The organism is Azospirillum sp. B4 (assembly GCF_000333275.1).
In the GTDB taxonomy this organism is placed as follows: Bacteria; Pseudomonadota; Alphaproteobacteria; order Azospirillales; family Azospirillaceae; genus Nitrospirillum.
In genome coordinates, this window is the sequence record NZ_BACU01000658.1 from 1 (window position 1) to 11,733 (window position 11,733).

9 protein-coding genes are annotated in these 11,733 nt (G+C 70.6%); 7 read left to right on the forward strand and 2 right to left on the reverse strand.

Annotated features, from left to right (window positions below):
• On the forward strand, window positions 1–1,029 hold a 1,029-nt coding region (locus I55_RS29855; protein WP_049974637.1), incomplete at its 5' end, for a CmpA/NrtA family ABC transporter substrate-binding protein.
• A complete protein-coding gene (locus I55_RS29860; protein WP_044564364.1) occupies window positions 1,026–1,292 on the forward strand; it encodes a hypothetical protein in 267 nt (88 codons plus the stop codon). The genes I55_RS29855 and I55_RS29860, both read left to right, overlap by 4 nt.
• A 73-nt stretch (window positions 1,293–1,365) precedes the next feature.
• Here the strand turns inward: I55_RS29860 and I55_RS29865 are convergent, their stop codons facing one another.
• Together I55_RS29865 and I55_RS29870 are read right to left on the reverse strand one after the other, a co-directional pair.
• Window positions 1,366–1,788: a DUF1842 domain-containing protein gene (locus I55_RS29865; protein WP_044564365.1), complete on the reverse strand. Its 423-nt coding sequence runs from the start codon at window positions 1,786–1,788 to the stop codon at window positions 1,366–1,368.
• A 165-nt stretch (window positions 1,789–1,953) separates the two neighbouring features.
• Window positions 1,954–3,651, reverse strand: a complete 1,698-nt coding sequence (locus I55_RS29870; protein ID WP_044564366.1) for a bifunctional protein-serine/threonine kinase/phosphatase — start codon at window positions 3,649–3,651, stop codon at window positions 1,954–1,956.
• Window positions 3,652–4,079: 428 nt separating this feature from the next.
• On the opposite strand from I55_RS29870, the gene I55_RS29875 reads away from it, so the two are divergent.
• The 5 genes from I55_RS29875 (at window position 4,080) to cobA (ending at window position 11,647) form a co-directional block, all read left to right on the forward strand.
• Window positions 4,080–5,291: a NarK/NasA family nitrate transporter gene (locus I55_RS29875; RefSeq protein ID WP_044564367.1), complete on the forward strand. Its 1,212-nt coding sequence runs from the start codon at window positions 4,080–4,082 to the stop codon at window positions 5,289–5,291.
• A gap of 68 nt (window positions 5,292–5,359) precedes the next feature.
• Entirely contained in the window at window positions 5,360–7,822 is a 2,463-nt protein-coding gene (gene nirB / locus I55_RS29880) for a nitrite reductase large subunit NirB (protein ID WP_049974638.1), read from the forward strand.
• Window positions 7,823–7,828: 6 nt separating this feature from the next.
• A complete protein-coding gene (gene nirD / locus I55_RS29885) occupies window positions 7,829–8,161 on the forward strand; it encodes a nitrite reductase small subunit NirD (protein WP_044564369.1) in 333 nt (110 codons plus the stop codon).
• An 11-nt stretch (window positions 8,162–8,172) separates the two neighbouring features.
• Complete coding sequence (locus I55_RS29890) at window positions 8,173–10,860, forward strand: nitrate reductase (protein ID WP_044564372.1); 2,688 nt, start codon at window positions 8,173–8,175, stop codon at window positions 10,858–10,860.
• The gene (gene cobA, locus I55_RS29895; RefSeq protein WP_044564370.1) at window positions 10,841–11,647 is read left to right on the forward strand and encodes a uroporphyrinogen-III C-methyltransferase; all 807 of its coding nucleotides are present in this window, start codon (window positions 10,841–10,843) and stop codon (window positions 11,645–11,647) included. The genes I55_RS29890 and cobA overlap by 20 nt, the downstream gene beginning before the upstream one ends.
• Window positions 11,648–11,733 lie beyond the last annotated feature (86 nt).

An 11,733-nucleotide genomic window follows, 5' to 3' on the forward strand; every position in this document is an offset into this window, starting at 1 on the left:
GTTTCGCGCCCCGTCCGCACCTTTCTGCTGCGCCTGACCGACAGCGCCCCCGTCATCCACGCCCAGGCCACCGGCCTGTTCGCGGCGGAGGGCCTGGACGTCACCCTGTCGGTGGAACCCAGCTGGGCCAACCTGGCGGACAAGCTGTCCTATGGCCTGCTGGATGCCGCCGTGATGCTGCCCCCCCTGGTGCTGGCCATGGCCCTGGGCCTGCGGCCGGCGGCGGCCCCCCTGATCATCCCCATGAGCCTCAGCCAGCACGGCGACGCCGTGACGCTGTCCAACGACTTGGCCGACCCCATCTTGGAAGGCTGCCACCCCACGGCGGCTGAGGCCGGCCGCCGCCTGGCCGCCCTGCTGCGGGGCCGCGGCCGTGTCACCCTGGCGGTGGTCCATGCCTGGTCCACCCATGCCCTGCTGTTCAAAAGCTGGCTGCACGCCGCCGGCATCGACCCCCAGGCCGACGTTGACTGGGCCATCGTTCCTCCGGCCGACAGCGTGGCCGCCATCGAGGCCGGCCGCATCGACGGCTTCTGCGCCGGCGCCCCCTGGGGGGCGGTGGCGGCATCGGCCGGGGTGGGTCGCACCGTGGCCCTGTCCTCCGACATCATAACCGGCCATCCGGAGAAATGCCTGGCGGTGCGCGAGGCCTGGGCGGCGGAGCATCCCGGCACCCTGCAAGGCCTGCTGCGCGCCCTGATCCGCGCCGCCGCCGACTGCGCCAACCCCGCTAACACGGCAGCCATCGCCGCCACCCTGGCCCAGCCCGCCTTCCTGAACTTGGCCCCCAAACTCATCGCCGCCTCCCTGCCCGGCGGCGCACGTGAGGGCGCGGGCCTGGACACCGACGTCTGCCGCTTCACCGTGCACGACGCCACCCGCCCCACCCTGGACCAGGCGCGCTGGTTCCTGGACCAGATGGCCCGCTGGCGGGACCTGCCAGTCAGCGGCGCCGAAGCGGAAGCGCTGGCCGCGCGCATCTACCGGCCGGATTTGTATGAGGCGGCAGCGGGTATCGTTCGGCCATGACTAGAATCATCGCGTATGGCGTGGCCGTGTTCTTTATCCTTCACGGAGGGTTCGGCTTCGTTCGCGCGCGGCACCTTCATCAAAACCTTTTGTCCCGCGCCAGGGCCGATCACGCGAAAGGGCGTTTCTTGGCCCGCTTGAATCTATTCTTCCTCGATGTGCCGTTCTATGTGCCGCTGTATCGGCTGCTAAGCTTGGTCGCCTTTTGCGTCGGCGGGGTCTTGCTCTGGGCTTTGGGTACTCACACCATCGTCTTTAGCTGACTTAAGCGCCAATAAGGAACGGCCGCGCCCAGGCGGGGCGCGGCCTTGAAGTTTGGGAACGGGCCGGAGGAACTCAGGCGGCGTGCACCGGCTGTTCCACCACGTGCCAGGGGCCGCTCAGGTCGGTGCGATACTCATAGCGGATGACGCCAGAGGCGAAGTTCGGTTCCAGCAGCAAGATCGCCTTGTAGTTCTGCGGGATGACCGGGCCAATGCCGGCCTGCGGCGGCCAGTGGATTTCCGGCCAGCCGTTCAGGTCGATGCGAACCTTGGAGCCTGGGCCGATCACAGTCTCATAGATCAGGGTGCCGGTGACGTGGGAGGCCACGTGCAGCGGCGGGTTGGTCGCCTGGGTCACCAGGGAGTGACCGGTCACTTCACGCTTGGGCGTGTAGATCGTCAGATTAAGGGCGTCCGTCGGGGCGCCAGGGGCGCCCCCGGAACGCAGGGGCAGAAAGAAAAGGCCAGCCAGGGATGGGGCTTCGGTGGTGCTCATGATTGGGTTTCCCTCAGGGTTTGGGTCGCTTGGTGGATCGCCGGGCTCTGGGTCGCCACAGCGATATGCAACCATAGGTGCACAAACCTAATGGACTCAATCGAATGAGTTTAAACCGTATAAGTTGTAATCCTCATAAATCACCACTATCGGGTAGGGTTCGACCTACCCCCGCACCAGCGACAGGATCAGCAACACCAGCAACACAAGCGCGGTGATCTTCCAGAAGCGCACCGGATCGCGGTCGTAGAGGGAGCGGCGGCGGGTGGGGCGTGGCGCCGGGTGGGCGGCGCCGGCCTCCAGTTCCAGGGCGAATTCCAGCACGTCGCCGTGGCGCTCGGCCGGGTTGGCGGCCACGGCCTTCATCACCGACAGGTCCAGCCAGGTGGGCAGGTCGGGGCGGCGCTGCTGCAGGGGTACGGGCGGGCCGAAGCGGGGGCGCTGAAAGGGCTCCACCTCGCCGTAGGGATAGGCGCCGGTGAACAGGTGATAGACGGTGACGCCCAGGGCGTAGAGGTCGGTGCGCTCATCCCCGGCCTCGCCGGCCAGCAGTTCCGGCGCCATGTAGCTGGGCGTGCCCGGGATCTGTTCCGCCGGGAAGTCCTCCATCCCCGGCAGACGCACCACGCCCAGGTCGATCAAACGCAGGCCGCCCTTGCCGTCCACGATGACGTTGTCCGGCTTGATGTCGCGGTGGATGATGCCGGCGCGGTGCAGCGCCGCCACCGCCTTGGCCAGCTTCACCGCCAGGGGCACCCCCTCCGCCACGCCCACGCGCGGGAGGGCCGCGAGCCGCTGGGCCAGCGTCTGGCCGGGATAGTGGGGCATGACGGTGTAAAGCCGCGTCTGCCGGCCGGGCGGCACCTCCACCACCTCCCCCAGCCAGGGGCTGCGCACCCGGGCCGCCACCCAGCCTTCGCGCACAAAGGCCAGGCGGTAGACGGCGTCGGCGGCCACGCTGGGCTTGGGGAACTTCAGCACCAGGGGCGCCTCCCCCGCCGCCGGCTCCGTCAGGAACAGGGCGCTGTAGCGGCCATCGGACAAGGGACGGCCGATGCGATAGCCATCGACCGTGTCGCCCGGCTTGGGCACCGCCAGGATGGGCAGCTCCGCCGTCAGGTCCGCCAGTTCATCCTGGTCGGCCGGCGGCAGGGCCACCACGTCGATGACCAGGGCGGTGGCGTTGTCCTGGCTGCCGGCGGCCAGCGCCGCCGTGACCATCTCCCGGCTGGCGGCTTCGGGCGTCGGGTCGGCCGCCGCCAGGCGCGCAAGGTCGCGGGAGGACAAGGTCCCATGCACGCCGTCGGTCAGCAGCACCAGGCGGTCGCCCTCCCGCAAGGGCTCCGCCTGATAGTCCGCGCGCAGCGCATCCTCCAATCCGATGGCGCGGCGCAGGATGTGGCGCTGGTCGGGGCCGCTGTGCACATGGTCCTCGGTCAGCAGGGTCAGCCGGCCGTCACGCAGGCGGTAGAGGCGGGTGTCACCCACATGCAGGATGTGGGCGCGGCGGTCGCGCAGGATGACAGCGGTCAGCGTCGTGGCCATGCCCAGGCGTTCGGGGTCAGTGCGGCCCTGGGCGTGGATCCAGCGGTTGACCGCCTCCGCCGCGTGGGCCGCCGCCCGGCGGACGCCCAGGGTCTCCCGTTCACCCAAGTAGAAATCGATGAAGCCGCGCACGGCCAGTTCCGCCGCCACCCGCCCGCCGGGCGCCCCGGAGACGCCGTCGGCGATGGCGGCCACCGCCCCTTGGCGGCCGCGCTGCGTGGCGGCGCCCAGGCAGGCGCCGACATAGTCCTCATTGCGCGACCGGCGGCCGGTCTCGCTGCACCAGCCCACGCGCAACTCGATCTGCCGTGCCCCCATTTCCGAACCGCCCCGATTTGCTTAAAGAATAATCATTTGCGCGCCCGCACCTGGGTTTGCGCAAAATTTAAGCAGTCGCGCTCGTACCGCCCCGCCCCAAACCCCAGCGTTTCTGCGACCACGAGATTGGCACGGCGGTTGCGAAGGAACAGTACACGAGCAGGGGGCCGAAAGGTTCTTTTCTGCATCGGGGCGGCCCCAACGGCGGGGCGGCCCCGCCTCCGGGATGGCGCAATGGCGCGGCATCCCCTGTGGTTCGATCGGCGGGTCAACGGCGGCCTGTCAGCGTCCGGTCTCCGGGCCCTACCCACCACCAGCGGGGCGCGTTCGCCCCGTACCCCGATCCACCACCCCTTCCGGTCATAGGCGGCGCCCGTCTGGCAGCCCCATTCCCCGAAGGCGCACAGCCCTGCTGTCGGAGGCAAGCGATGAACAAGAGTTTCCTGAAGGCCGGTCATCTGCCCACCCTGTTCGCGGCGTTCCTCTATTTCGACATGAGCTTCATGGCCTGGGTCATCCTGGGTCCCCTGGGCGTGCAGATCGCCAAGGACCTGGGCCTCAGCCCGGCGCAGAAGGGCCTGATGGTGGCGGTGCCGGTGCTGGCCGGCGCCTTCTTCCGTGTCATCAACGGCATCCTGGTGGATCATCTGGGCCCCAAGCGCACCGGCATCCTGGCCCAGGTGGTGGTCATCGCCGGCCTGGCCGCCGTCTGGTACTTCGGGGTGCACAGCTTCAACGCCACGCTGCTGACCGGCGCCATCCTGGGCGTGGCCGGCGCCAGCTTCGCCGTGGCCCTGCCGCTGGCGTCCCGTTGGTATCCGCCGGAGCACCAGGGTACCGCCCTGGGCTTGGCGGGTGCCGGCAACTCCGGCACCGTGTTCGCCTCCCTCTTCGCGCCGGCCCTGGCCGTCGCCTACGGCTGGAACAACGTGCTGGGCCTGCTGGCCATCCCGCTGACCCTGACCCTGCTGGTCTACACCGTGCTGGCCAAGGACAGCCCGGAATGCCCGCCGGCCAAGTCCTTCGCCGAATACCTGGCGGTGCTGAAGATCGGCGACGCCTGGTGGTTCATGTTCTTCTACAGCGTCACCTTCGGCGGCTTCGTCGGCCTTGCCTCCTCCCTCACCATCTACTTCAACGACCAGTATGGCCTCAGCCCCGTCATTGCTGGCTATTTCACCGCGGCCTGCGTCTTCGCCGGGTCCCTGGTGCGGCCCATCGGCGGCGCCGTGGCCGACCGCATCGGCGGCGTGCGTTCGCTGACCGTCATGTACGCGGTGGCCGCCAGCGCCCTGATCGTCGTCAGCTTCGCCCTGCCCCAGGCGTGGATGGCGCTGGCCGTCTTCGTCATCGCCATGCTGGCGCTGGGCATGGGCAACGGCGCCGTGTTCCAGCTGGTGCCCCAGCGCTTCCGCAAGGAGATCGGCGTCATGACCGGCCTGGTGGGCATGATGGGCGGCGTCGGCGGCTTCTACCTGGCGTCCAGCCTGGGCTACTCCAAGCAGCTCACCGGCGGTTACCAGGCGGGCTTCCTGCTGTTCGCCCTGCTGGCCCTGGCCGCCCTGATGGGCCTGACCGGCGTGAAGCGCCGCTGGCGCACCACCTGGGGCTCCGCCGCCCTGGGCGCCGCCCGCGTCTGATCCCGCCATCACCGATCCAAATTCACCGTTTTGAATTCTAGGGAAGGGTCCCCCTCATGGACACGCATATGTCCCCGCGACAGAAGCTGGTGGTCGTCGGCAACGGCATGGCCGGGATGCGGACGGTGGACGAGCTGCTGAAGCGCAACCCGCTGAAGTACGACATCACCGTCTTTGGCGCCGAACCGCACGTGAACTACGACCGCATCATGCTGTCGTCCGTGCTGGCCGGTGAGAAGGACCTGGAGCAGATCGTCATCAACCCGCGCTCCTGGTACGAGGAGAATGGCATCGAGCTGATCACCGGCGACGCGGTGGTGTCCATCGACACCACCCAGCGCACGGTGACCTCGGCCAGTGGCCGGGTGGTGGCCTATGACAAGCTGTTGCTGGCCACGGGGTCCCGGCCCATCGCCCCGCCGGTGCCGGGCCTGGACCTGCCCGGCGTCTGCGCCTTCCGCGACATCGCCGACGTCAACACCATGATCAAGGCGTCGCAGACGCATAAGCGCGCCATCGTCATCGGCGGCGGCCTGCTGGGGCTGGAGGCCGCCAACGGCCTGCTGCGCCGGGGCATGCAGGTGGCCGTCGTCCACCTGATGGGCACCATCATGGAGCGCCAGCTGGACAAGGCGGCGGCCGAGCTGCTGCAGCGGGAGCTGGACGAGCGCGGCATGAACTTCTTCACCAACGGCCAGACGGAGGAGATCTTCGGCGAGGGCCGGGTGCAGGGCGTGCGCCTGGCCGATGGGCGGGAAATCCCGGGCGACCTGGTGGTGCTGGCCATCGGCATCCGCCCCAACATCGACCTGGCGAAAGCCGCCGGCCTCACCATCAACCGCGGTGTCGAGGTGGGCGACGACATGCGCACCTCCGACCCCGCGATCTTCGCGGTGGGCGAGTGTGTGGAGCATCGCGGCAAGACCTATGGCCTGGTGGCCCCGCTGTGGGACATGGCCAAGGTCTGCGCCGACCACCTGGCGCGGGAGGACGCGGTCAGCGACTACGTCCCCGCCGCCATGGCCACCCGCCTGAAGGTCACGGGCATCGACGTCTTCTCCGCCGGTGATTTCATCGGTGACGAGACGACGGAGGAGGTGGTGTTCCGCGACGCCGCCCGCAACACCTACAAGCGCCTGGTGCTGCGGGACGACAAACTGGTGGGTGCCGTGCTGTACGGCGACGCCCAGGACGGCGGCTGGTACTTCCAGCTGCTGCGCGAGGGCAAGCCGCTGGGCGAGTTGCGCGACACCCTGATCTTCGGCCAGGCCTTCGCCACCCTGGCCTCCGGCGCGCCCGCCGCCGACCCAACCGCCGCCGTGGCGGCCTTGCCCGACACGGCGGAGATCTGCGGCTGCAACGGCGTGTGCAAAGGCAAGATCCTGGGCGCCATCGCGGAGCATGGCCTGACCACCCTGGACGGCGTGCGGGCCCGCACCAAGGCGTCGGCCTCCTGCGGCAGTTGCACGCCCCAGGTGGAACAGCTGCTGACCCTGGCGCTGGGCGACGGCTACGCCGCCAAGCCGGCGGGGGAGAAGCCGCTGTGCAAATGCACCAGCCACAGCCACGACCAGGTGCGCCAGGCCATCGTGGCGCAGGAGCTGCGCACCATGCCGGCGGTGATGGGCGCGCTGGGCTGGACCACGCCCGATGGCTGCCACGTCTGCCGCCCGGCGCTGAACTTCTACCTGCTGGTGGCCTGGCCCGGCGAGTATGTGGACGACCAGCAGTCCCGCTTCGTCAATGAGCGCAACCACGCCAACATCCAGAAGGACGGCACCTATTCCGTGGTGCCCCGCATGTGGGGCGGCCTGACCACGGCGGATGAGCTGCGCGCCATCGCCGACGTGGTGGACAAGTACGCCATCCCCACGGTGAAGGTGACGGGCGGTCAGCGCATCGACCTGCTGGGCGTGACGCGGGAGCAGCTGCCCCACGTGTGGAAGGACCTGAACGACGCCGGCATGGTTTCCGGCCACGCCTACGGCAAGGCGCTGCGCACGGTGAAGACCTGCGTCGGATCCGAATGGTGCCGCTTCGGCACCCAGGACAGCACCGGCATGGGCGTGAAGCTGGAGCGCATGACCTGGGGGTCCTGGCACGCGCACAAGGTTAAGCTGGCGGTCTCCGGCTGCCCGCGCAACTGTGCCGAGGCCACCATCAAGGACTTCGGCGTCGTGGCGGTGGACAGCGGCTGGGAACTGCATGTCGGCGGCAACGGCGGCATCCACGTCCGCGCCACCGACCTGCTGTGCAAGGTGACGACGGAGGAGGAGGTGCTGGAATACTGCGGCGCCTATCTGCAGCTTTATCGCGAGGAGGCGCGGTATCTGGAGCGCACCGCCCCCTGGCTGGAACGCGTGGGTCTGGCCCATGTGAAGGCGCGCATCGTGGACGATGAGGCCGGCCGCAAGGCCTTGCACGCCAAATTCCTGTACGCCCAGAAATTCAGCCAAGACGACCCCTGGGCCGAACGCGCGCCCGGCAAGGCCGCCGCCGCCCCCTTCCGCACCCTGGCCACGGTGGAGTGAAGCGCCATGGACAACGTTGGTATCGAATCCCGCTGGGTCGAGGTGGGTGCGGTGGACGACATTCCCCGCCAGGGTGCCCGCGTGGTCGCCACCCCCCGGGGCGATGTCGCCGTCTTCCGCACCCTGGATGACGCCGTGTTCGCCCTGGACGACCGCTGCCCGCACAAGGGCGGCCCCCTGTCACAGGGCACGGTGCACGGCCATGCCGTCACCTGCCCCCTGCACAACTGGGTGATCGAGCTGGACAGCGGCACGGCCCGCGACCCCGACGAGGGCTGCGTCAACCGCATCCCGGTGCGGGTGCAGGACGGCCGCATCCTGCTGGCCATGGTGGCGTGATGCCGGAGGGGATGGCACGGGAGGCTGAAACCGGCGCCGTCGCGGGCGCCGTCCGCTCCACCTGCCCCTACTGCGGCGTGGGCTGCGGCGTGGTGGCCCAGGCCGACGGCCGGGTGGTGGGCGACACCAGCCACCCCGCCAACCGGGGGCGCCTCTGCTCCAAGGGCTCGGCGCTGGCGGAGACGCTGAAGGATGGGGAACGGCTGACCCGCCCCCTGATCGATGGCCGCGCGGCGGACTGGACCCAGGCCCTGGATCTGGTGGCCCAGCGGTTCAAGGCCACCATCGCGGAGCATGGACCCGACAGCGTCGCCTTCTACGTCAGCGGCCAATGCCTGACGGAGGATTACTACGTCGCCAACAAGCTGATGAAGGGCTTCATCGGCAGCGGCAACATCGACACCAACTCGCGGCTGTGCATGGCCTCCTCCGTCGCCGGCCACACCCGGGCCTTCGGCGCCGACGTGGTGCCGGGGACCTATGAGGATCTGGAGCTGGCGGATCTGGTGGTGCTGGTGGGCAGCAATTCCGCCTGGTGCCACCCGGTGCTGCACCAGCGCCTGCTGGCCGCCAAGGCCAAGCGCCCCCTCCGCATCGTCGCCATCGACCCCCGCCGCACCGCGACGTGCGAGGATGCCGACCTGCATCTGGCCGTGCGCCCCGGCGCCGACGTCGCCCTGTTCAACGGCCTGCTGGCCCACCTGGCCGACCGGGACCTGCTGGACCACGCCTGGATGGCGGCGCATGCGGAGGGGTTCGAGCCCGCCCTCGCCGCCGCCCGCCAGACGGCCGACCAGACCGCCGCCCTCACCGGCCTGGACCCGGCGGACCTGGCCCGCTTCTACCACTGGTTCGCCGCCACCCCGCGCGTCGTCACCGTCTATTCCCAGGGCGTGAACCAATCGTCCGTCGGCACGGACAAGGTCAACGCCATCATCAACTGCCACCTGGCGACGGGGCGCATCGGCAAGCCCGGCTGCGGTCCCTTCTCCATCACCGGCCAGCCCAACGCCATGGGCGGGCGGGAGGTGGGCGGCCTGGCCAACCAGCTGGCAGCGCACATGCGCTTCGACCAGCCGGACGCCCTGGACCGCGTCCGCCGCTTCTGGCGGGCGCCCAACCTGGCGACCAGGCCGGGACTGAAGGCCGTGGAGATGTTCGACGCCGTGCGGGACGGCCGCATCAAGGCGCTGTGGATCATCGCCACCAACCCGGCCGACAGCCTGCCCCGCGCCGCCCTGGTGCGGGAGGCGCTGCGCGCCTGCCCCTTCGTCGTCGTCTCCGACTGCTGGCCCACCGACACCACGGCGCTGGCCGACGTGGTGCTGCCGGCGGCAGGATGGGGGGAGCGGGACGGCACCGTCACCAATTCCGAACGCGTGATCTCCCGCCAGCGGCCCTTCCGCCCCGCCCCGGGCGAGGCGCGGGCCGATTGGCGGGTGCTGGCCGCCGTGGCGCAGCGCATGGGCTGGAAGGACGCCTTTTCCTGGACCAGCTCCGCCGCCGTGTTCCGCGAGCATGCCGCATTGTCGGGCTTCGAGAACGGCGGCACCCGCCCCTTCGACATCAGCGGCCTGGCCATGCTGACCGACGGGCAGTATGACGCCCTAGCGCCGGTGCGCTGGCCCGTGCGCTGGGCGGGGGATGAGGGCGGGCGGCTGTTCGGCAATGGCGGCTTCGCCACCCCCAGCGGCCGGGGCCGCCTGGTGCCCACACCTTTCCGCCCGCCCGCCACCCGCACGGATGAGGCCTATCCCCTGGTGCTGAACACCGGCCGCATCCGCGACCAGTGGCACACCATGACCCGCACCGGCCGCGTGCCCCGCCTGCTGGCCCACACCGGGGAACCGCGCGCCGCCCTGTCCCCCGCCGACGCCGCCCGCATCGGCGTCAAAGACGGCGACCTGGTGCGCATCGACAGCGTCCACGCCGGCACCGTGGTGCGGGCCGCCATCGACGCCGGCCAGCGGGTGGGCGAGCTGTTCCTGCCCATGCACTGGACGGATGAGTTCTGTTCCGCCGGTCCCGCCGGCCGGCTGGTCAACGCGGCGCTGGACCCCGTCTCCGGCCAGCCGGAACTGAAGCTCACGCCTGTGCGGGCGGAGGCGGTGCCCGTGGCCTGGCGCGGCCTGCTGCTGCACACCCGGGCGGTGCGGCCGGACCCTGTGGCCTATTGGTCGCGCGTGCCGCTCAGCACCGGCCACGCCTTTGAGCTGGTGGGATCGGACGCCCTGCCGGATGGCCCGGCCCTCACCCGCTTCGTCGAGGGCCTGCTGCACCCGCCGGCGGGCGCCGAATGGCTGCAACTGACCGATGCCGGGCGCGGCCTGCTGCGCGTCGCCATCCTGGTGGATGGCCGGCTGGAGGCCTGCCTGTTCCTGGCCGCCGGCGACGGCGCCCAGCTGCCGCCCCGCGACGTGCTGGCGGCCCTGCTGGGTGACAGGGTGCCGGATGCCGCGCGGCCCAGCCTGCTGTCCGGCCGTTCCCCGGGCGGTGCGGGGGCCACCGGTGTGAAGCCCGCCGGCCGCACCGTCTGCGCCTGCTTCTCCGTTGGCCTGGTCACCATCCGGGAGGCCATCGTCGCCAGGCGCCTGACCTCGGCGGAAGAGATCGGCGCGCTGTTGAAGGCGGGCACCAACTGTGGATCCTGCGTCCCCGAACTGAAGGAGATCCTGCGCGATGTCCATGCGTCAGCCTAACGTCACCGGCCGCGCCAGCCTGGTGGGCGCCGGCCCCGGCGATCCCGAGCTGCTGACCGTGAAGGCCCTGCGCCGGATCGAGGGCGCCGACGTGCTGCTCTATGACAAGCTGGTGGACCCCCGCATCCTGGACCTGGCGCCCGCCCATGCCCGCCGCATCGACGTGGGCAAGCGCTGCGGCCGGCACGCCATGAGCCAGGCCGCCATCAACCGCCTGATCGTCGCCCACGCCCAGGCGGGGTCCCACGTCGTGCGCCTGAAGGGCGGCGACCCCATGGTGTTCGGCCGCGCGGGCGAGGAGCTGGCGGCGCTGGAGGACGCCGGCATCCCGGCGGAGGTGGTGCCCGGCATCACCGTGGCCTGCGCCGCCGCCGCCGCCATGGCCATGCCCCTGACCCAGCGCGGCCACAGCCGCAGCCTGCACCTGATCACCGGGCATGCGTGTCAGGACGGGGGGGCCGACGAGGTGCTGCCCGCCCACGACTGGAACGCCCTGGCCGCCTGCGACGGCACCATCGCCATCTACATGGGCGGCCGCACCCTGGGCCAAGTGACCCAGCGCCTGCTGGCCGCCGGCCTGGACCCCGCCACCCCGGCCATCGCCATCGAGAACGCCACGTTGGCGACCGAGCGCCGCCTGCCCGGCACGGTGGCCGACATCGCGGGGCGGGTGGCGGATGCCGCCGTCACCGGCCCCACCCTGGTGCTGGTGGGACGGGTGGTGGCGTTGCGGCGGCGGGACGCGGTAGAGTCGGCGATGAACGAGGTGCGGTCCCGCGCCGCCTGAAACTTGAGCCCGCCTGCGCCATGACGGATGAACACGCCTTCGCCCCCTACGTCCGCACCCGGGGGCGCGGTCCCGGCGCTTCCGCT